The 19,359-nt window shown below is 65.3% G+C and carries 19 protein-coding genes; 8 read left to right on the top strand and 11 right to left on the bottom strand.

Going from position 1 to position 19,359, the window contains the following annotated elements; all coding sequences use genetic code 11:
* Positions 1-22: 22 nt before the first annotated feature.
* Positions 23-604 carry a hypothetical protein gene (locus F3J45_RS00055; protein WP_205300322.1) on the top strand — a complete coding sequence of 194 codons (582 nt, stop codon included), beginning with the start codon at positions 23-25 and terminating at the stop codon, positions 602-604.
* 164 nt (positions 605-768) lie between these two features.
* On the opposite strand, the gene F3J45_RS00060 is transcribed toward F3J45_RS00055, so the two are convergent.
* Positions 769-1,647 carry a DMT family transporter gene (locus F3J45_RS00060; RefSeq protein ID WP_167055279.1) on the bottom strand — a complete coding sequence of 293 codons (879 nt, stop codon included), beginning with the start codon at positions 1,645-1,647 and terminating at the stop codon, positions 769-771.
* Between the two features lie 225 nt (positions 1,648-1,872).
* Here F3J45_RS00060 and F3J45_RS00065 point away from each other — a divergent pair, with 225 nt between their 5' ends.
* Positions 1,873-2,697, top strand: a complete 825-nt coding sequence (locus tag F3J45_RS00065; RefSeq protein WP_167055283.1) for an aldo/keto reductase — start codon at positions 1,873-1,875, stop codon at positions 2,695-2,697.
* 82 nt (positions 2,698-2,779) lie between these two features.
* On the opposite strand, the gene F3J45_RS00070 is transcribed toward F3J45_RS00065, so the two are convergent.
* From F3J45_RS00070 to F3J45_RS00080, 3 genes are all read right to left on the bottom strand, one after another.
* Entirely contained in the window at positions 2,780-4,876 is a 2,097-nt protein-coding gene (locus tag F3J45_RS00070) for a bifunctional diguanylate cyclase/phosphodiesterase (RefSeq protein ID WP_167055286.1), read from the bottom strand.
* A 132-nt stretch (positions 4,877-5,008) separates the two neighbouring features.
* Positions 5,009-5,503, bottom strand: coding sequence for a GNAT family N-acetyltransferase (locus F3J45_RS00075; RefSeq protein WP_167055289.1), 495 nt, complete (start codon positions 5,501-5,503; stop codon positions 5,009-5,011).
* A gap of 122 nt (positions 5,504-5,625) precedes the next feature.
* Positions 5,626-6,033 (bottom strand): RidA family protein, encoded by a 408-nt coding sequence (locus F3J45_RS00080; protein WP_167055293.1) that lies wholly within the window; start codon positions 6,031-6,033, stop codon positions 5,626-5,628.
* 192 nt (positions 6,034-6,225) lie between these two features.
* Between F3J45_RS00080 and F3J45_RS00085 the strand changes: the two genes are divergently transcribed.
* The gene (locus F3J45_RS00085) at positions 6,226-6,552 is read left to right on the top strand and encodes a hypothetical protein (RefSeq protein WP_167055296.1); all 327 of its coding nucleotides are present in this window, start codon (positions 6,226-6,228) and stop codon (positions 6,550-6,552) included.
* Between the two features lie 41 nt (positions 6,553-6,593).
* On the opposite strand, the gene F3J45_RS00090 is transcribed toward F3J45_RS00085, so the two are convergent.
* Positions 6,594-6,806, bottom strand: coding sequence for a PLDc N-terminal domain-containing protein (locus tag F3J45_RS00090; protein WP_167055299.1), 213 nt, complete (start codon positions 6,804-6,806; stop codon positions 6,594-6,596).
* Between the two features lie 162 nt (positions 6,807-6,968).
* Here F3J45_RS00090 and F3J45_RS00095 point away from each other — a divergent pair, with 162 nt between their 5' ends.
* Complete coding sequence (locus tag F3J45_RS00095; RefSeq protein ID WP_167055302.1) at positions 6,969-7,787, top strand: HDOD domain-containing protein; 819 nt, start codon at positions 6,969-6,971, stop codon at positions 7,785-7,787.
* 177 nt (positions 7,788-7,964) lie between these two features.
* The gene (locus tag F3J45_RS30440) at positions 7,965-8,972 is read left to right on the top strand and encodes a GlxA family transcriptional regulator (RefSeq protein ID WP_167055304.1); all 1,008 of its coding nucleotides are present in this window, start codon (positions 7,965-7,967) and stop codon (positions 8,970-8,972) included.
* 6 nt (positions 8,973-8,978) lie between these two features.
* Here the strand turns inward: F3J45_RS30440 and F3J45_RS00105 are convergent, their stop codons facing one another.
* The gene (locus F3J45_RS00105) at positions 8,979-9,650 is read right to left on the bottom strand and encodes a TetR/AcrR family transcriptional regulator (protein WP_167055307.1); all 672 of its coding nucleotides are present in this window, start codon (positions 9,648-9,650) and stop codon (positions 8,979-8,981) included.
* A 271-nt stretch (positions 9,651-9,921) separates the two neighbouring features.
* Here F3J45_RS00105 and F3J45_RS00110 point away from each other — a divergent pair, with 271 nt between their 5' ends.
* A complete protein-coding gene (locus tag F3J45_RS00110) occupies positions 9,922-10,263 on the top strand; it encodes a hypothetical protein (RefSeq protein WP_167055310.1) in 342 nt (113 codons plus the stop codon).
* 248 nt (positions 10,264-10,511) lie between these two features.
* Here the strand turns inward: F3J45_RS00110 and F3J45_RS00115 are convergent, their stop codons facing one another.
* From F3J45_RS00115 to F3J45_RS00130, 4 genes are all read right to left on the bottom strand, one after another.
* Positions 10,512-12,899 (bottom strand): TonB-dependent receptor, encoded by a 2,388-nt coding sequence (locus tag F3J45_RS00115; protein WP_167055313.1) that lies wholly within the window; start codon positions 12,897-12,899, stop codon positions 10,512-10,514.
* 65 nt (positions 12,900-12,964) lie between these two features.
* Positions 12,965-13,909 carry a FecR domain-containing protein gene (locus F3J45_RS00120; RefSeq protein ID WP_167055318.1) on the bottom strand — a complete coding sequence of 315 codons (945 nt, stop codon included), beginning with the start codon at positions 13,907-13,909 and terminating at the stop codon, positions 12,965-12,967.
* Positions 13,909-14,418: a sigma-70 family RNA polymerase sigma factor gene (locus F3J45_RS00125; RefSeq protein WP_167055321.1), complete on the bottom strand. Its 510-nt coding sequence runs from the start codon at positions 14,416-14,418 to the stop codon at positions 13,909-13,911. The genes F3J45_RS00120 and F3J45_RS00125 overlap by 1 nt, the downstream gene beginning before the upstream one ends.
* A gap of 174 nt (positions 14,419-14,592) precedes the next feature.
* Positions 14,593-15,762 (bottom strand): MFS transporter, encoded by a 1,170-nt coding sequence (locus F3J45_RS00130; protein WP_167055325.1) that lies wholly within the window; start codon positions 15,760-15,762, stop codon positions 14,593-14,595.
* A gap of 96 nt (positions 15,763-15,858) precedes the next feature.
* Between F3J45_RS00130 and F3J45_RS00135 the strand changes: the two genes are divergently transcribed.
* Positions 15,859-16,773, top strand: coding sequence for a LysR family transcriptional regulator (locus F3J45_RS00135; RefSeq protein WP_167055328.1), 915 nt, complete (start codon positions 15,859-15,861; stop codon positions 16,771-16,773).
* Between the two features lie 144 nt (positions 16,774-16,917).
* Here the strand turns inward: F3J45_RS00135 and F3J45_RS00140 are convergent, their stop codons facing one another.
* Complete coding sequence (locus F3J45_RS00140; protein WP_167055331.1) at positions 16,918-17,544, bottom strand: TetR/AcrR family transcriptional regulator; 627 nt, start codon at positions 17,542-17,544, stop codon at positions 16,918-16,920.
* 124 nt (positions 17,545-17,668) lie between these two features.
* On the opposite strand from F3J45_RS00140, the gene F3J45_RS00145 reads away from it, so the two are divergent.
* Positions 17,669-19,348, top strand: a complete 1,680-nt coding sequence (locus F3J45_RS00145) for an amidohydrolase (protein ID WP_167055334.1) — start codon at positions 17,669-17,671, stop codon at positions 19,346-19,348.
* Positions 19,349-19,359: the final 11 nt, after the last annotated feature.

The raw sequence follows: 19,359 nt of genomic DNA on the forward strand, positions 1-19,359 counted from the left end.
GGCGTCCACCATGAAATCCGGCATGATCGCTGCCCTGCTGGCCCTGCTCGCTGCCCTTGGCGGATGCGCAGCGCCTACCCCGCAAGTGGGCGCCCAGCCCGCTGGTCATTTCTATTCGGCCACGGCCCTTTCCGACGTTTCATTGGCACCGGGGCAGCATGTGGCCGTGCTGCTGGGCCGGGACAGCGCAGCGACGCTGAACTACCTGCAGCAGCACCGTGGCGATGTAGCCAAACAGCCAGCCAACGGCAAGGTCCCGGTCGCCACCCTCAACGGCGGCAGCCAAGCCTACGATTGGCTGGCTCGGTCGCTGGCGCAGCGGTTTGCCGAGGTGACGTTCTATGAGGACCTGGACACCCTGCTGGCCGACCACCCGGATGTCATCGTGCTGCTCGATACCCAGAGCCGGCTGGCCAGTAGCGATATCGAAAGCCGGGTGGTGGCGCGGTTCTTCGATGACCAATTGACTTACATTGGCCGCGCCGAAGGGCGCGCCCAGAAGCCGCTGGGGGATGTCGCCCGGGTGGTGGAAGATGAACAGGCGGTGCAGGCTGCAGCCTTGCGGGATTTCGACAGGTCGTTGCAGGGGCTGATCAAGGGGTAGGATTTGACCGCCCTTTCGCGGATTGTTGCCGGCCCTGGTAGGAGCGAGCGTAGCTCGCGATGGGGCGCGCAGCGGCCCCAGGTTTTCGGCTTCGCGGCATAGGATGCCGGGGCTGCGTTGCAGCCCATCGCGAGCTCTGCTCGCTCCTACAGGCGCAGGAGGTGTCACTTCCTGCGCTGCATCCAGGCCGCGCCCAGCCCACTCAGGCAGATGATGGCAATGCCCAGCAAGCTCGCATCATCCGGCACCTGGCGATAGATCACGAACCCCAGCAACCCGGCAAACACGATCTGGCAATAGCTGAACGGCGCCAGCAAGGCCGGCGCGGCATGCCGGAAGGCCTGGGTCAGCAGCAGGTGCGCGCTCATGCCGAAGCCGCCCAGCGCCAGCATCAGCAAGGCATGGTCCCAGCGTGGCACTTCCCAAAAGAACGGCACCAGCGCACTCATCGCCAAGGTATTGCACAACCCCGCATAGAAATTGCTGGTGGTCGGGCTGTCATACGCCGCCAGGATGCGCGTGAGCAACTGGTAGAAGCAGAACCCCAGCGCCGAGCCGAACGGGTACAGGATCGCCGGGGTGAACATCGCACCGCCCGGGTGCACCACCACCAGCACGCCGATAAAGCCCAGCACTACCGCCACCCACTGCCCCGTGGTGACCCGTTCCTTGAGCAGCGGCGCCGACAGCGCAGTCACCAGCACCGGAGCGAGGAAGTTGACCGAGGTGGCCTCGGCCAGTGGCAGGTACTGCAAGCCCGTGGTGAACAGCAGGCTGGTGCTGAGCAGGCTCAATGCCCGCAGGGTTTGCAGCACGGGCCTGCGGGTACGCAGCACGTTGAGGCCGGACTTGGGCAAGAAGATGCCCGCCATCAGCAGGGTATGCACCACATAGCGCGCCCACACCACCATGACGATCGGGTACAACCCACCGAGGTACTTGGACAAGGCATCGTGGCTGGCGAACAGGAACGTCGCCACCACCACCAGGGCAATGCCACGCAGGGGTTGGTTGACTCCGGACAGCGGTGTGCTGGAACTCATGGCGATCTCGATGGCGGCGCGGCGAAAGGCTGCGCCAGGGGCAGGTGCGACAGGCGGAATTCTAGAAGAGATACGACGACTTAAGGAAGATCAAAAGCCCAGGTTGCCGGGGGTGTTTTGTAATTCGTTCGCTGATCGACCACTTTTTCCCGCTGGCACATGGCTGCCGCTCGCCAAAGCGCGCACCATCGGCCAGGCAACCTCGCACCCGAACAAGGAGTTTTCATGCAAAGGCTCACCACCCGCACCGGCCTGGACCTGCCCTGCATCGGCCTGGGCACCTGGCCGATGACCGGTGCCCAATGCACGGCCGCTGTGCACCAGGCCCTGGAACTGGGCTACCGGCACATCGATACCGCCACCGCCTACGACAACGAAGCCGCCGTGGGCCAGGCCCTGCGCGACAGCCGCGTGCCACGTGAACAGGTGCACCTGACCACCAAGGTCTGGTGGGACCGCCTGGCGCCCAAGGCCATGCGCCAGTCGCTGGAAGACAGCCTGCGCGCGCTGGGCACCGAGCAGGTCGACCTGTTCCATATCCACTGGCCGGGCAAGGACTGGGACCTGCCGCGCAGCATCGAGGCCCTGGTGGCCCTGCGCGACGAAGGCAAGGCGCGCCAGATCGGCGTGGCCAACTTCCCCCTCGGCCTGCTGCGCCAGGTGGTCGAGGAACTGGGCGCGCCATTGTCGGCCATCCAGGTGGAATACCATGTGTTGTTGGGCCAAAAGCCGCTGCTCGACTATGCCCGCCAGCATGACCTGTTGCTGACCGCTTACACCCCGCTGGCCCGTGGCCAGGCGGCGGCGCGGCCGGAGATTCAGGCGATCGCACGCAAGCATGGGGTGCTGCCCAGCCAGGTGGCACTGAAATGGCTGCTGGACCAGGACGGCGTGGCGGCAATTCCCAAGGCCAGCAGCCGCGAGAACCAGCTGGCCAACCTGGCGGCGCTTGAGGTGCGGCTGGATGACCAGGACCGCGCCGTGATTGCCGGGTTGCCAAAGGATCAGCGGGTGGTCAGCCCGGATTTTGCGCCTGATTGGAATAGCTGAGGCCTGACCGTGCCCTTTCGTGGGGCAAGCCCGCGCCTACACACGCCCCTGTAGGAGCGGGCTCGCCCCGCGAAGAGGCCCTTCAGTCAGGCCCCACCACCTGCTTCAACCGCTCGCTGGCCGGCGCCGGCCGCCCATACAGGTAGCCCTGGAAGTGCGAGCAGCCCTCGGCCCTCAGCCGGCGCATCTGCTCCTCCGACTCCACACCTTCGGCCGTGGTCTTGATCATCAGGCTGTTGGACAGCTCGGTGATTGCGCGGATGATCGACATCGCCTCGCGGCTCTCGCACATGTCATGCACGAACGACTTGTCGATCTTGATCCGGTCGAACGGGAACGAGCGCAGGTAGCCCAGCGACGAATAGCCGGTGCCGAAATCGTCCAGGGAAATCGACACGCCCAGGTCTTTCAGGGCGCGCAAGGTCCGCACGTTCTCTTCGCTGTTGCCCAGCAGCACCGATTCAGTGATTTCCAGTTCCAGGCGCTGGGGCGCCAGCCCCGAGTCGGCCAGGGCCAGGGCCACGGTATGGGCCAGGTTGGCATTCTTGAACTGCACCGGCGACAGGTTCACCGACACGGTTTGCTCGGTGCCCCAACTGGCCGCTTCCTGGCACGCCAGGTTCAACGCACGGATGCCCAGTTCGTGGATGAGCCCGGTTTCCTCGGCAATCGGAATGAAGTCCATCGGCATGACCATGCCGCGTGTGGGGTGCTCCCAGCGCAGCAGCGCCTCGTAGCCGGTCACGCTGTTGGTCTGCTGATCCACGACCGGTTGGTAGTGCAGGTGCAGCTGGCCCAGGTGCAGCGCGGTGCGCAGGTCGGTTTCCACCAAGCGGCGCTGGCGTGCGGCCACATCCAGCTCGACGTTGAAGCACTCGTAGCGGTTGCGGCCATTGCGCTTGGCCTCGTACAGCGCCATGTCGGCATAGCCGAGCAGCTGCTCGGCGTGGTCGTTGTCGTCCGGGGCAATGGCCACGCCGATGCTGACGCCAACCGAGAACTGGTGGCCTTCGATCTGGAACGGCGGGCAAATGGCGTCTATCAGCCGCTGGGCGGTGTTACAGGCGGCGTCGCGGTTGTCCAGGTGGGTCAGTACCACGGCGAACTCGTCACCGCCAAGGCGCGCCAGGGTGTCGTGCTCGCGCAGCTCGCGGCGCAGGCGCTTGCCCAGGGCACGCAGCAGCTTGTCGCCGAAGGCATGGCCAAGGGAGTCGTTGATGTTCTTGAAATTGTCCAGGTCCAGGCACAGGGCGGCGGTGAGTTTTTCATGCTCGTGGCCACGCACCAGGGCCTGCTTGAGGCGTTCGTTGAACAGCGTGCGGTTGGGCAAGCCGGTGAGCGCATCGTGGTGGGCCATGTGGTGGATCTGGGCGTGGGCGGCCAGCTCCTCGGTGGCATCCTCGGCCACGAACAGCACGTAGTCGGCCTGGCCTTCGCAGTTCTGGCTGAGCAGGGCGCGGCTGCGCAGGGTGCGCGGGCCACAGGCGGTGTCGACCCGGGTTTCGGCGGCAAAGCCCTTGGTGCTGCGGGCGCCGCGGCTGAGCTGGGTTTCCAGGTAGTCGGCGGCAGCCGGTGCCAGGCACTCGCCTGGGGTGTGCCCGATCATCGGCTTGCCACGCCCGCCGAACAGGCGCTCGGCCTGCTGGTTGGCCAGCAGGATGCGCTGGCTTTGCAGGTCCTGGACGATGACGCTGGCGGGGATGTTGGCAATCACCGAATCGAGGAACTGCGACAGGTTGGCCATTTCCTGGCTGTATTGCTCGGCCAGCTCCTTGGCCTGCAGCAGTTCGAGCTCCTGTCGGCGGCGTTCGGAGATGTCACGGGTGACCTTGGCAAAGCCCACCAGCTGGCCGTGGTCATCGCGCACGGCCTCGATCACCACATGGGCATGGAAGGCCGTGCCGTCCTTGCGCAGGCGTGCGCCGACTTCTTCGAAGCGGCCGGTGCTGCGGGCCTGCTCCAGGTTCTGCGCGGGCAGCCCGGCGGCGCGCTCGGCCTCGCTGTAGAACAGCGAATAATGCTGGCCGACGATTTCCTCGGCGCGGTAGCCCTTGGCGCGCTGGGCGCCCGGGTTCCAGTTGGCGACAATACCCTCGGGGGTGAGCAGGTAGATGGCATAGTCCACCACGCTCTGGATCAACAGCCGGTACATGATGTCGGGGCTTGCGACTAGCGACATGAAATTTACCTGAACCTGCGGCGTGCACGAATAAGAACCCCGTGCCAGCGCGGCCGGGTCTTGAAAAGCGGTGCTGGCATTATGCCGGGTGAGCGTATTTTGTGAAGTGGTTCACAGTATTTTACTGGAACGTCAGTGCAAGGCCGAGGTGATGCGGAAGGTGAGCAGTTGCGGGTCATCGTCGAGCACCACCTGCTGCACCGGGCGCAGCAAGCCGGCCACTGCCGCCCTGCAGAAGGCTGCTGCTACGGGGTCCTGGGCATAGCAGCGCAGCAGCCAGTCGCCGGGGCTGGCCAACAATTCCTGCGCCACGGCGCGGCCGATGCCCTGGCGGCGATAGCGTTTGAGGATGAACAGGTCGGCCAGCTCCAACGCGTCGATACCAGGCAGTTCGCAGCCCTCGACCAGCACGAAACCGGCGATGAAACCATCGACCAGCACCAGGTTGGCACTCCAGCCGGGGCTGTGCCAGTAACGCTGCAGATGGTCTTCGTGGATATAGAAACGGCCGTCCACCTCCACGTCCTCTTGCTCCCAGTCGGAGGATTCATAGGCGTAGAACTGGTAGAGGTTGCGGATCAGTTCGGCCTGGTCGGGGGTGGTTTGCAGCAGCTCGATGGGGGGCATGGGGGTGGCTCGGGGTCAAAGTGCCATTCTATGATGTTTGTGCCTGTCAGGTCGCATCGCGAGCTGCGCTCGCTCCTACGGGGAACGTGCAGGGCCTGGCTCGCGATGAGGCCGACCTTGCCTTACACGATAGCCGCCACCGCCTCGATCTCCACCAGCATTCCATCCAGCGCCAAGCGCGGCACCGGGATCAAGGTGCAGGTCGGTTTCATGTGCCCACCCCAGGCCCGGTCCGCCTCCGCCACCCAGGCCCGCAACCGCGCCTCGCTGTGGTCAACGATCAACAAGGTCAACTTGAACACCTGGGACAGCTCGGCCCCTTTCGACGCCAGTGCCACCTGCACATTGGCCAGCGCCTGGCGCGCCTGCTCGCCGAAGTCTGGCGAAAGCCGCCCTTGGGCATCCTCACCGCCCTGCCCGGCGACATACAGCAGCCGGCTGGCGGCAGTGACTTCGGCCACATGGGAATAGGCATTGCCACTGGGGTCGTACAGCCCCGGCGGGTTGGACAGTTGGAAAACCTGGGTCATGGGACGCTCCTTGGTGTGATTGAGCGCCCGAGTCTGGGACCTTGAGTTAAGTCGAGGTCAAGGCCAGTTGTAGGAAATTTCGCAGCCGGCGCCTGTGCGCTTCAACACCGCGTCTGTAGGCACAGGCCCCCTGGCCTCGTACAGTGCAGGTTCCGGCACGGAGGCCAATTACCGCACTGTAAAGGAACCACTATGAGCAAGTCTTACTCCTTCCAACTCTCCTACACCATCAACCCGCTCACCCACCAGGACGAGCCCCACGCCGAAAAAGCCCGCAGCCATATGCGCAACAAAATGGGCTGGGACACGGTCGAGCATATCGAAACCACCCTGCTTGGCGAGGTGACCCTGGCGCCCGGCGACAGCGAAACCAAGCGCCGCGAAGCGCGTACCCTGGTACGCAACGGCATCCGCAAGGCGTTCAAGGAGCTGGCGGTGGACAAACACGTGGCGTTCAAGAGCAGCCTGCTGGTCAGCGGCCTGGCCCCGGCGATGGAGCTGAACATCCTGCCTGAGTAAACCCAATGCGCATCAGGCGCTGTGCGCCTGATGCCGAGCCTTCACTTTTCGTGCAGCACCGCCCTGCCCTTCACCGCCCGCGGCCCGCGCCATATCCAGAACAACAATCCCGGGAACGGCGCATAGACCACGAACACGATCCACAGCATCTTGCGTTCGGCCCGACGTTCGCTGCCGATGATGTGCCAGATGGCGAAGATTTCCAGCAAGATGACCAAGGCTGCCACCATGATCCAGATCGTTCCGATTTCCATGAGCACTCTCCCGTTGGCGTGTCATTACTATGGTTATAGCAAACGGCGAGGGTTCATTCGGATTTGCCGCGCCCAGCAGGATCAAGGCAGGCGTAAACCGGCGTGCAGACGGCGAAAAATTGCCTATCTTAAAGTTCTCCACCGGACGAAGAGCGCCTAGCCATGGATATCTCTACGCTGTTTGCAGAGCTGCACAGTCTTCCCAGCATCCCCCAGGTCGCCCTGGAATTGGTCCAGCAATTCGACAACCCCAACGAAAGCCTCGAAAAGGTGGCGCGCAGCATCGAACGGGACCCGGTGATCGCTGCCAAGGTACTGCGCCTGGCCAACTCGGCACGCTTCAAGGGAGCACGCGAGTCGGCCAGCATCGAGGACGCCGCCATGCGCCTGGGCTTCAACGTGCTGCGCACGCTGGTGCTGGCCTCGGCGGTGACCGGGGCGTTCAAGTCGGCGCCGGGGTTCAACCTCAAGCAGTTCTGGGGCCGCAGCTTCCAGGTCGCCAGCATCAGCCGCCTGCTGGCGCGCCAGGCCGGGCTTGACGGTGAAGTGGCGTTTACCTGCGGGGTGATGCACGACATCGGCGAACTGTTGATCCAAACCGGCGCGCCGGATTACGCCGCACGCATCAGAGGCGCCAGTGGCACCACCAGCCGCGCGGCCAGCGAAACCCAGCAACTGGGCTTCGGCTACCCGGAGGTGGGCGCGGAACTGGCAAAACGCTGGAACCTGCCGCTGACCATCCTTACGGCCATCCGCTACCAGGCCCAACCGCACCAGGCCCCGGACGGCCAGCCCTATGCACGGGTGATTGCCCAGGCCATGGAAGTGTGCGATGCGCTGGAGCAGCATGGCGGGCCAACCGATGAGGCGCACGACGCCTTGGGGGGGCCGCTGTTCGAGGGTGTCGACCTGGCGCTGCTGTTCGAGAAACTACCGTTCGTGCTGGAGCAGGACAAGGCGTTTGCCGATTTCCTGGCCTGACCGTGCGCGCCTCTTCGCGGGGCGAGCCCGCTCCTACTACAGGGGTGGGCTTGCCTTGCGACTTCGATTTGCCACTTGCCTCAACGCGACCTGCAATACGACACGCACCCACGGGTGATTGTCTTTCCCGCACGCTCCCGCCACACTCTGCGGGCCAGCCAGGAAGCGGAGTTCAGAGTGCCCACCCCACGTCAGTTCAGCAAGAAGACCAGCACCAGCAACATGCTGCGGCTCAAGGCCGGCGCCGGCAGCCCCGAAGCCCCCTATCGGGTCGACTTCATTCTGCTTGAGCATTTCTCGATGGCCAGCTTCACCGTGGCCATGGACGTGCTGGTTACCGCCAACCTGTTGCGCGCCGACAGCTTCCGCTTCACGCCGCTGTCGCTGAACGGCGACCGCGTGCTCAGCGACCTGGGCCTGGAACTGGTCGCCACCGAGTTATCCGCCGAAGAACTCCGGGAACTTGACTTGCTGATTGTCTGCGGCGGCCTGCGAACCCCGCTGAAGTACCCCGAACTCGACCGCCTGCTGGACGACTGCGCCGCCCACGGCATGGCCCTGGGCGGGTTGTGGAATGGCGCCTGGTTCCTCGGCCGCGCGGGTGTGCTGGACGACTACGGCTGCAGCATTCACCCCGAGCAACGCGCCAGCCTGTCCGAGCGCAGCCCGCAAACCCGCATCACCCCGGCCAGCTTCACCCTCGACCGCGACCGCCTGAGCGCCGCCAGCCCCAATGGCGCCATGGAACTGATGCTCGGCCTGGTGCGGCGCCTGTACGGCGACGGCCTGGCCGAAGGCGTTGAAGAAATTCTTTCGTTCTCGGGCGCGCGCTACCGCCAGGTCGGCCCCGGCGCCAAGAAGTCCATGAGCCTGCACCTGCGCACCATCGTCGAGCTGATGGAAAACAACCTTGAGGAAACCCTGAGCCTCGACCAGCTGGCGGCCTACAGTGGCCGCTCGCGGCGGCAGATCGACCGCCTGTTCCAGGCCCAGCTGGGCACCTCGCCGCGGCGCTACTACATGGAGCTGCGCATCACCAAAAGCCGCCGCCTGCTGCAATACTCCGACCTGTCGGTGATGGAGGTGGCAGTGGCCTGCGGCTTCGTCTCGGTGTCGCACTTCAGCAAGTGCTATGCGGCCTACTTCGGCTACCCGCCGTCGCGTGAGCAACGGCTGGGCGAATAGGCGGGTTCAGGCGCGGATGTAGCTCAGCACCACGTCGCAGATCATCTGCCGGTGGCGCTGCTTGACCTCGTCTGCGGCCAGGTCGATCTGGAAGATGTCACCGAAGGTGTGGCGGTTGGACACCCGGTAGAAGCAGAACGAGCTCATCAGCATGTGCAGGTCGATCACCTCGATCCCTGGGCGGAACACCCCCGCCTCCACGCCACGCTTGAGCGTGCTGCCCAGGGCGTCCAGCACCAGGCTGCTCATTTCGCGAATTTCCGGGGATTTCTTCACGTACTCGCCGTAGTGAATGTTCTCGGTGCAGACCATGCGCACGAAATCGACGTTGCGGTCGTGGTGGTCGAAGGTGAACTCGGCCAGGCGGCAGATGGCCTGTTCGGCCGGCAGCGATTCAAGGTCCAGGCTCTGTTCGGTCTTGCGGATATCGCCGTAGAGCTTGACCAGGCACTCGACATACAGCTGCTCCTTGCTGCCGAAGTAGTAGTAGATCATGCGCTTGGAGGTGGCGGTGCGCTCGGCGATGGCGTCCACGCGGGCGCCCGCCAGGCCTTGCTGGACGAATTCGTTGATCGCGGCCTGGAGGATGTCCTCGCGGGTTTTCTCGGGGTTGTTCTTACGCGGTTGGCGCGTAGCCGAGGGTTCAGGCTGGCTGAGGGGGGCTACGGGGTTGCTCATGGGGGCTCACGGAGTATTTTTTGGATTTCGGCGATTATCCGTGACTGGCGAGGCGCAGGGAAGCACGCTTTTATGAGGGATACGCAGGCCACGGTTAAAGGCCCTCCCCGGTCGGCGTGCAAATCTGCCCAAGCCTTGTGCCGTATCAATACTTCGACGGCCCCTGTGCTCTACGCTCGGACATTTCCCACGGCAAGCACGGACGCATCTTACTTGTCGCGCTAGGCCGGTGCTCACATGCTCGGTACTCGCGATTCTGAGGAGGCTGCGCATGCACCCACACACCCACACCACCGCCGAACTGCGCAGCACCCTGCGCGAATTGATGGCCCATGAAGTCTGCAACCCCGACGGCGACCCGCACCTGTCCGGGGTGATGTTTTTCTGCGCCACCGACGAGCACACCCGGCAATTGGTGGAGCGCATCGAGCTGCTGGCCAGCGAGATGTTCTTCGACCCCTGCGGGCGCGCCATCAGCCATCACATGAAGGCGGTTGCCCTGGAAGGCGTGTGCATCAAGCGCAAGCGAAAGGCCCCGGCCGACGAGACGGTGATCCGCATTGCCGTGCAGAACAAGGGCTTCATCACCGTGAGCACGGCGCGCCTTTCCTGAGGGCAGGATACGGATACTGGGTAGGGCTTCTTCGATCACCGTGCGCGCCCGGGCTACCTTGCCCACGGGCGCAACGGTTTGCCCTGCCCCACTTCCAAACGCCGACGCAGCTCCCGGTAGGAGCGAGCGCAGCTCGCGATGGGCTGCACAGCAGCCCCCGGCGTTGTTAGCCGCGAAGCTGAAGCCCTGGGGCCGCTGCGCGACCCATCGCGAGCTCTGCTCGCTCCTACCAGGGGGTGGCGCGCAATTCAGAAGCCAAGCGTGGCCGACAGCAGGTAGGTTCGCGGAGTCGACAATGTCAGCCCTGGCTCGCTGTCATCCGAGGCCCCCGCCGAGGCCCAGTAGCGCTCATCCAGCACATTCTCGACGCTGGCCCGCAGGGTCACCTGGGTGCTGTCGACCTTGAAGGCATAGCGCGCGCCAACGTCGAAGCGTTCCCAGCCATCGATCTGCTTGCTGTTGTCCTGGTCCAGGTACTGCGAGCTTGAGTGAATGCCACGGGCGGTCAGCGTCAGCCCCTTGACCCCGGGCACATCCCACTCGGCGCCCAGGTTGACGTTGTATTCGGGCGTGGCCGGGGCGCGGTTGCCGTCGAAGGCGCCGTTGACGGTGTCGGTCAGCCTGCTGTCGATATACATCACCCCACCCAGCACGCGCACGCCGTCCAGCGGCTCGCCGAACAGGCTCAGCTCGATACCGCGGTTGTCGCGCTTGCCGTTGGGGCCGAACACCCGCGAGGTAGCGTTGGTTTCGTAGGCTGGCTGGCGGATGCGAAAGGCACTGGCCGTGACGGCGACGCGGCCAAAGTCATACTTGGCGCCCACCTCAACCTGGCGGCTGATGAAAGGCGGGAATACCTGGTCTTCGTTGACCGAGGTCGACGGGGCGATTTTGCCCTGGCTCAGGCCTTCCATGTAGTTGGCGTAGAGTGACAGTTGCTCGGTGACCTTGAGCAGCACACCGCCCGAAGGCGACACCTTTTCCTCGTCATAGGCGGTATCGCCTTTCACCCCATTGCTCCAGTCATCCACCTGAACACGCTGCCAGCGGGCCCCCAGGGTCAACAGCAGGCGGTCGTCGAAAAAGCCCAGGGTGTCGGCCAGGGCGACGCCGGAAAAACGGTTCTCGGTGTACACCTTGGCATCGGTACGGGTCGGCGTGCCGGGCGTGGGCGTGGCGACTGGCTGGTACAGGTTGCTCGGCGCCGACGCATAGCGAGCGCCACCGTTGGTGAAGTCCATGTAGAAGTAGGTGGCGGCGAGGTTCAGTTCATGGCTGACAGGCCCGGTATGAAACCAGTTGCGCAGCCCCGCCATGGCGGTACGTACCGACTCGTCGCGGGTGAAGTCGCGAGGCTGCACGGTGAAATCGCCGGCATCGTTGACCACCGACACATTGTGCCGGAGGAAGTCGTGGTTGCTCTTGCGCGCCCCCACCGCGCCGTAGGCCATCAGCGAATCGCTGATGTCGTACTCGGCATTGAACGCGCCGAAGGTGTCCTCGGTGCGCGCCTTGCTCCAGGCCTGGGCATAGTTGTGGCGCACGTGGTTGGCACTCGGCACCTGGGCGTTGGCCCCTACCAACACGCGCTCCTGGGGGGCATCGGTGTCGCGCTCGGTGTGGCCCAGGTCGGCCGACAGGCGCAAGCGCTCACCACGAAAGTCCAGGCCCAGCACGGCCATCTGGCGGTCGACGCGCTGGTGGTCCCATTCGGTATCGCCGGCCTGCTTCACGCCATTGAAACGCAAGCCGAACTGCTCGCCTTCGCCGAAGCGCCGGCCTATGTCCACCGCTCCGCCCACCTGGCTGCCTGAGGCATAACTGCCGGTGAACTCGGTGATCGGCGTGTCACCGGCACGCTTGGGCACCACGTTGATGCCACCGCCGACGCTGCCCCGCGGCGAGATACCGTTGATCAGCTGGCTGGGGCCCTTGATGATGTCGACGCGGTCGGCCATTTCCATGTCGATGGAATAGGTAGGCAGGATGCCGTACAGGCCGTTGTAGGACACATCGGTGTTGAACAGGCTGAAACCCCGAATGGTGAACTGCTCGAAGCGCCCGCCTGCCGGGTTGGTGGCGCGCACCGACGGGTCGGCGCCAATCAGGTCGCCCAGGGTGCGGGCTTGCTGGTTCTTCACCAGGTCGCTGGTGTAGGTGGTGATGCTGAACGGCGTTTCCATGAAGTCGCGAGCCCCGAGCAGCCCCTGCGAGCCCTTGCGCGCGACTTGGCCACCGGCGTAGGGCTGGGCATCACTGCCAGGGGCCTGGCCGCCGACGATGGTGGTCGGGGCGATTTCCAGGGCGCCGGCACCGTGCGCGGCCGGCACCAGGGTATAGGCGCCCTCGCCCACCGGCTGCAGGCGCAGGCCGCTGCCGCGCAACAGTTGCAGGAACCCTTCCTCGACACTGTAGTTGCCAGACAGGCCAGTGCTCTGCTGGCCGCTGACCAGCGCCGGGTCCAGCGACAGGCTGACACCGGCCTGGTCAGCGAAACGGGTAAGTACCGCGCCCAGGCTGGCGGCGGGCACTTCGAAATGGCGGCGGGCTTGTTGGTCTGCCCAGGCAGGTGCGTGCAGGCAAAGGCTGATCGCGAACCCGAGCGGGATCAGGCGGAATGGTGTTACGGCTGGCATTGAAGACGGCTCCCCTTGTGTTCTTCTACCGGTAATGACCGGTGAGAAAAAAAAAGGGGACACACTCAGGCACGCTTTTCTCGCGGGGCCAGTGTTACCCAGTAACGGGTGCGTGCATGCACCTCCACGGGCAGGCTGGCCGCCAGCAGCGCCAGCACCCGGTCGGTGTCGTCGAGGCGGAAGGTGCCGGTCACTTTCAACTGCGCAAGCTCCGGTGCCCAGCGCAACAGGCCGGGCCGGTAGCGCCGCAGCTCAAGCAGCAGGTCGACCAGGGGCCGGTCATCCAGGCGCAGTACGCCCTCGCGCCAGCCCAGCAGCAGTTCGTCCAAGGGCTTGACCGGGCCAAGGCCGGTTGCCCGCAAGCTGGCCTGCTGGCCTGCCTGCAAGGTGGTTGCAGCACCGCGCCCGGGCTGCACGGTCGCCCTACCTGCGGCCACCGACACCCGGCAGGACTCATCGAACAGGCGCACGCAAACCTCGGCGCCGCTGAGCGTGACCTGGCCATACGGCACCTGCAGCGCAAGGCTGACGGCAGTGGGTACGTCCACCGCCACCTCTCCGCGCACCAGGGTGATGCGCTGGGCGGCGAGGTCGATGTTGACGGCGCTGTCGGTGTTCAGCTGAAGGCGGGTGCCATCGCTCAAGGTCAGCTGCCTGCGCTCGCCCACGGCGGTGTGCACGTCGGCGCGCCAGGCCTCCAGCGGCAACTGCCGGCCCAGCAACCAGGCCGTCGGCACCAGTGCGGCAACCCCCAGGGCCTGCTTGAGCAAGGCTCGGCGGCTGGGCTGCGGGCGGTCGAGGGTGGCCATGGCCAGCTCGCCGGGCAGGTCGGCGAAGCGCTGGCGCAGCAATTGCGCCTGCTGCCAGGCGTTCTCGTGTTGGCTGCTGCTGGCACGCCATTGGGCAAGGCGCTCAAGGTCTGCCGGGCTGGCCCCACCTGACTCCAGCAGTGCCAGCCAGCGGGCAGCCGCGCGTACTACGGCGCGTGCATCAGCGGGTTGCGCGGGCATTACAGCTGCGCCAGCAGGCAATGCTCGTAGGCCTGGGCCATGTAGCGTTTGACGGTGCGTTCGGAAATGGCCAGGCGTTCGGCGATTTCGGCGTAGCCCAGGCCTTCAAGCTGGCTCCAGAGAAAGGCCTTGCGCACGGGGGCCTTGAGGCCGTCCAGCAGTTCGTCGAGGGCGTGCAGGGTTTCCAGCAGGATCCAGCGCTGTTCGGGAGAAGGCAGGCTTTGCTCGGGCAATTGCGCCAGGGCATCGAGGTAGGCCTGTTCGAGGCTGCGGCGTTGGTGGAAGTTGCACAGCAGGCGCTTGCCGATGGTAAGCAGGTAGGCCCTGGGTTCGCGAATGTCTGCCAGGGGCTGGGGGCTGGCAAGCACGCGCAGGAAGGTGTCCTGGCTGAGGTCAGCGGCATCCCAGGCATTGCCCAGGCGCCGGCGCAGCCAGCCCTCCAGCCAGCCGCGGTGCTCGCGGTACAGGGCCGGCAGGGTGGGCTGCGAGGGCGACGCGGTGTCGATCATGGGAGGGCGGCTCGGCGAGGGGCGGCGTAAATGGGACTTATTATAATTTACGCAGAGTGACGGAGCCAAGGGGGGTTATTTTTGCGGGCCATTCGCGAGCTGCGCTCGCTCCTACGGGGGCGGCGTATGCATGCATGATCCCCGGTAGGAGCGAGCGCAGCTCGCGATGCGCCGCTAAGCGGCGCTCGGCCCTACAGCCACTGCAGGCCGCGCACGCCAGGCCAAGGTCAACACCAGCCCCAGCATCGCCATCCCGGCACCGGCATACGACACGGCTGGATACCCCAGCCCCGCATTGATCACCGCCCCACCCAGCGCCGCGCCAATCGCGTTACCCAGGTTGAACGCCCCGATATTCACCGCCGACGCCAGGTTCGGTGCGTCCTTGGCGGCTTCCATCACGCGCATTTGCAGCGGCGGCACCAGGGCGAAGCTGGCAATACCCCACACCAGGATCGCCACCGCGGTCGGCAGTGAGCCGCCCAAGGTCGCCGGAAACACCAGCAACACCGCGACCAACACCGCCAGGGAAACCAGCAGGGTTCGTTCGATCGAACGGTCCGCCGCCTTGCCGCCCCACAGGTTGCCCAGGGTCAAGCCGATGCCGAACAGCACCAGCATGGCGGTGATGAAGGGGGTCGAGGCCTGGGCCTGGCTGTGCAGAATCGGCGCGATATAGGTGAACACGGTGAACATCGCACTGGAGCCGACCACCGTCAGCGCTAGCGCCGCCAACACCGGCCCACGGCCCAGCACACGGATCTCGGCCATCGCCCCGCCGCTTTTGGGCAGCGGCAGGTCGGGCAGCGCAAACCACAGCGACACCATGGCCACCAACCCAAGGCCGGCAATGCCCCAGAACGCCGTGCGCCAGCCGAACAATTCACCGAACCAGGTGGCCAGGGGAACGCCGCCGATGGTGGCCAAGGTCAGGCCCATGAACATCGCGGCCACCGCCCCGGCCCTTTTCTCCGGCGGCACCACACTGGCCGCCACTACCGAGCCGACACCAAAGAACGCGCCATGGTTGAGCGACGTGACAATGCGCGCAACCAACAAGCTCTGGTAGTCGCTGGCCAGCGCCGACAGCAGGTTACCCAGGGTGAAGATCGCCATCAGGCCGATCAGCAGGTAACGGCGCGGAACCTTGCCGGTGGCCAGGGTCATCAATGGCGCGCCGATCAGCACGCCAACGGCGTAGGCACTGACCAGCAGGCCGGCAGCGGGAATCGACACGCCGAGGTCGGCGGCGATGCTGGGCAACATGCCCATGGGGGCGAATTCAGTGACGCCGATGCCGAAGGCACCGATGGCCAGCGCCACGAGAGGGGGATTTATACGCATGGGGAAAGCTCCTTATCTATGACGGGAATGCTACGATCAGCGCCTTGAACGCACTAGACCGCTTTTTCGGCAATCACCTTTGCGTATGAGGCACAAATGGATTACAACGGCCGCTCTGGAGAAATGGAGGTGTTCGCCCAGGTGGTGGATGCCGGTAGCCTGTCGGCCGCAGCGCGGGCACTGGGGCTGACGCCGTCGGCGGTCAGCCGCATCATTGCCCGCGCCGAACAGCGCCTGGGCACCCGCTTGCTGTTGCGCACCACCCGGGCGATTACCCTGACCACCGAAGGCGAGGCCTACCTGCGTGGGGCGCGGCGCATTCTGGCGGACCTGGTTGAAGTCGAAGAAGCGATCACCGACCAGGGCGTGCCACGCGGACGGCTACGGGTGAGCGCGGCGCTGGGCCATGGCCGGCTGACCCTGGTGCCGCTGCTGACGGCGTTCAGCGCGCGTTACCCGCAGGTGCTGGTGGACCTGACCCTGAGCGACGAGATCGTTGACATTCACGGCGGCCAGGCCGATGTCGCGCTGCGTTTCGGCGTGTTGCCCGACAGCTCGCTGAGCGCGCGCTGCATCGGCCATACTGGGCAGGTGGTGGTGGCGTCGCCGCAGTACCTGGAGCGCTGCGGCACGCCGCAGGTGCCGGAAGACCTGGCGCGGCACAACTGTTTGCGCTTCAACTTCCGAAGGGCGGCGATGGACTGGCCGTTCAGCCGCGATGGCGAGGGCTTTTCGCTGAAGGTGGCCGGGAATATCGAATGCAGCAGCGGCGAGGCCCTGGCGCAATTGGCCCTGCTGGGTGCGGGGGTGGCGCGGATCGGGCTGTTTACCGTGGCCGATGCCTTGCAAAGCGGCCAGTTGGTGGCGTTGCTCGAAGACTACAACCCGGGGGACCAGGAACCGTTGCATGTGGTGTTCGTCGGTGGGCCGACGATGCCGGCACGGGTGCGGGTGTTCGTGGATTTTCTGGTGGAGCATCACCAAGGGTGGCCGTTGGGCGCAGGGGCCTGATTGAACGAGGCCTCCCTGTAGGAGCGAGCGAAGCTCGCGATGGGCTGCAGAGCAGCCCCGGCGTTATCGGCCGCGAAGCTCAAATCCTAGGGCCGCTGCGCGCCCCATCGCGAGCTACGCTCGCTCCTACAGAGAGTGCGGGAACTACCGTCCCCCTTGCATGCCGCTCAGCAGGAAGGCCATGAACCGCCGCACCTCCTCGCGGTGCCCCGCCAGCTCCAGGGGCTCGGCATTGCACAGGCGCAACAGCTGCAAATGGCCGTAGTCATTGATCAGGAATGCCGCATAGGCCACATCCAGGTCAGGGCGCAGCTGGCCGCTGTCACACAGGTCCTGCAGCAGGCGCACCAACTCCGCCACCAGCGCATCGTTGACCCGCTTATACGCCTGCGGCACCTCCTGCTGGTGGGGGCCCAGCAACGGCAACAGCGGTGGAAGGATTTCCCGCCACAGCGGCGCCGGTAGCACCTCGAAGGCGTACTCGGTCAGGTGCGCCTCGTAACAGCACAGGGCATCCAGGGCAGTGTCGAACTCCGCCAGCCGCTGGCGCACCTGTGCCACCGCACGGTGGTCAGCCTCGCGCAGCTTCTCCAGCAGTATTTCCTGCTTGCTGCCGAAATAGGCAAACACCGTCGGCACCGACACCGCCGCCAGGCGGGCAATCTGCTCCATGGTCGTGGTCTGGAAGCCCTGGGCTTCGAACAGGCCAAGCGCCGTACGGCTGATCGTTTCCCGGCGCATCGCCTTCTGCTGCTCGCGCAATCCGCTCACATCGCCCCCTGTCTTGTGAATTCGCTGCCCAGCATACAGCAAAGCCAATTCACAAAAATATTTTATTGACTAAAGTTTTTAACCGACACAACACTAGCGCGGCATTTTGACCCAGGGAGCCGCCATGAGCACCGCAGCAGACCTCATCATCCATAACGCCCGCATCTACACCGTGGACCCGCACCGGCCCTGGGCCGATGCCGTCGCCGTACAAGGCGAGCACATTCTCTGCGTGGGCGACCACGCCCGTGTCATGGCCTACGCCACCGGCGCCACGCGCCTGATCGACGCGGGCGGCAAGCTGGTGCTGCCCGGCTTCGTCGAATCGCACTGGCACTTCTCCAGCACTGCGTTCGCCTTCCAGGCCCTGGTCAACCATGAAGACCCACAGCAGGTGCTGGCCCTGCTGCAGCGCTATGTGGACGCCAACCCGCAGGAAAAGGCCATTACCGGCATGGGCTGGATCCAGCCGCTGATGCCACCCGAGCTGCTGCGCCGCGAAGCGCTCGATGCCATCTGCCCAGACAAGCCGGTGTGCCTGCTGTCCACCGACTACCACACCATGTGGGTCAACTCCTACGCGCTGACTGCTGCCGGCATCGACCGCGACACCCCACCCGTAGAGGAAGGCGCCAGCTGGTTCGAGAAAGACCCGGTCAGCGGCGAGCCGACAGGGGTGATCGTCGACTGCGCGGCCTATTCGCTGCTGATGCAGCGCCTGAGCGAAGCCGGCTACCTGCCGACCGGTATCGACCTGTACCTGCGCTCGATTCCCTTCTGGCAGGAAAAACTGGTGGCCGCCGGCATTACCACGGTGTTTGACGCAGGCTTCCTCGACCCGGCAGGCGACCAGGCGCTGCTGTACGAAACCCTGCAGCAGCTGGAGCGCGAGCAACGCCTGAAGCTGCGCGTGGTCGGCAGCTACATCAACATGGGCACCGAGGATGATCCGCTGCCCATCCTGCAAGACCTGCGCAGCCGCTACGACTCACCGCTGGTGAAGGCGCAAACCCTTAAGTTGATGCTCGACGGCACCGAGCTGAACCACACGGCATTCCTGCTCGAACCCTACTGCGACAAACCCCACTGCGGCGCCACGACCATGCCCGAGGCGGTGTTCGAGCGCCATGTGCGCGCCGCCGACGCCGCCGGCATCGACGTGATGGTGCATGCCGTGGGCGACGGCGCCGTGCGCATGGCGCTGGACGTGTTCGAACGCACCTTCGCCCACAACCCACCCCGTGATCGCCGCCACGTGATCACCCACGCCTTCCTCACCCACAGCGACGACATCCCGCGCTTCCGGCGCATCGGCGTCATGGCCAACACCCAGCTGCAATGGGGCGTGGTCGATGCCTACGCCGAGGCGATCCAGCAGTCGTACGGGTTCAAGCGCTGGGCCTCGATGTACAAGTTCCGCACCTTCATCGACCAAGGCGTAACCGTGTCGATCGGCATGGACGGGCTGGTTTGCCAATGCCGCTGCCAGCACAAGCCGGTGGAGCACATCGAGTCGGGCCATACCCGCCAGCTCAGCGGCGAGCCCAACGCGCCGGTGATGCCCGATGCCGACGAGCGCCTGAGCATCCCGCAGCTGATTGCCGCCTACACCCTCAACGGTGCCTACCAATTGGGGCTGGAACAGGAGATCGGCTCGATCACCGCTGGCAAGCGCGCCGACATCATCATTCTTGAGCAGGACCTGTTCGAACTCGACCGCTACCAGATCGGCAAGACCGACGTGGCGCTAACCCTGATGAACGGCCGCATCACCCACGACGCAGGCACCCTCCCCCACGCCTGACCCTGACCGCC

The sequence above is a fragment of the Pantoea sp. Ap-967 genome, assembly GCF_011752565.1.
GTDB lineage: Bacteria > Pseudomonadota > Gammaproteobacteria > Pseudomonadales > Pseudomonadaceae > Aquipseudomonas.

Coding starts and splice junctions, on each gene's coding strand:
- F3J45_RS00110 (WP_167055310.1), top strand. CDS start 9,922: ATGCACCCACACACCCACACCACCGCCGAACTGCGCAGCACCCTGCGC.
- F3J45_RS00090 (WP_167055299.1), bottom strand. CDS start 6,806: ATGGAAATCGGAACGATCTGGATCATGGTGGCAGCCTTGGTCATCTTG.
- F3J45_RS00080 (WP_167055293.1), bottom strand. CDS start 6,033: ATGACCCAGGTTTTCCAACTGTCCAACCCGCCGGGGCTGTACGACCCC.
- F3J45_RS00055 (WP_205300322.1), top strand. CDS start 23: ATGATCGCTGCCCTGCTGGCCCTGCTCGCTGCCCTTGGCGGATGCGCA.
- F3J45_RS00105 (WP_167055307.1), bottom strand. CDS start 9,650: ATGAGCAACCCCGTAGCCCCCCTCAGCCAGCCTGAACCCTCGGCTACG.
- F3J45_RS00075 (WP_167055289.1), bottom strand. CDS start 5,503: ATGCCCCCCATCGAGCTGCTGCAAACCACCCCCGACCAGGCCGAACTG.
- F3J45_RS00130 (WP_167055325.1), bottom strand. CDS start 15,762: ATGCGTATAAATCCCCCTCTCGTGGCGCTGGCCATCGGTGCCTTCGGC.
- F3J45_RS00060 (WP_167055279.1), bottom strand. CDS start 1,647: ATGAGTTCCAGCACACCGCTGTCCGGAGTCAACCAACCCCTGCGTGGC.
- F3J45_RS00135 (WP_167055328.1), top strand. CDS start 15,859: ATGGATTACAACGGCCGCTCTGGAGAAATGGAGGTGTTCGCCCAGGTG.
- F3J45_RS00065 (WP_167055283.1), top strand. CDS start 1,873: ATGCAAAGGCTCACCACCCGCACCGGCCTGGACCTGCCCTGCATCGGC.
- F3J45_RS00070 (WP_167055286.1), bottom strand. CDS start 4,876: ATGTCGCTAGTCGCAAGCCCCGACATCATGTACCGGCTGTTGATCCAG.
- F3J45_RS00095 (WP_167055302.1), top strand. CDS start 6,969: ATGGATATCTCTACGCTGTTTGCAGAGCTGCACAGTCTTCCCAGCATC.
- F3J45_RS00120 (WP_167055318.1), bottom strand. CDS start 13,909: ATGCCCGCGCAACCCGCTGATGCACGCGCCGTAGTACGCGCGGCTGCC.
- F3J45_RS00115 (WP_167055313.1), bottom strand. CDS start 12,899: ATGCCAGCCGTAACACCATTCCGCCTGATCCCGCTCGGGTTCGCGATC.
- F3J45_RS00085 (WP_167055296.1), top strand. CDS start 6,226: ATGAGCAAGTCTTACTCCTTCCAACTCTCCTACACCATCAACCCGCTC.
- F3J45_RS00125 (WP_167055321.1), bottom strand. CDS start 14,418: ATGATCGACACCGCGTCGCCCTCGCAGCCCACCCTGCCGGCCCTGTAC.
- F3J45_RS00145 (WP_167055334.1), top strand. CDS start 17,669: ATGAGCACCGCAGCAGACCTCATCATCCATAACGCCCGCATCTACACC.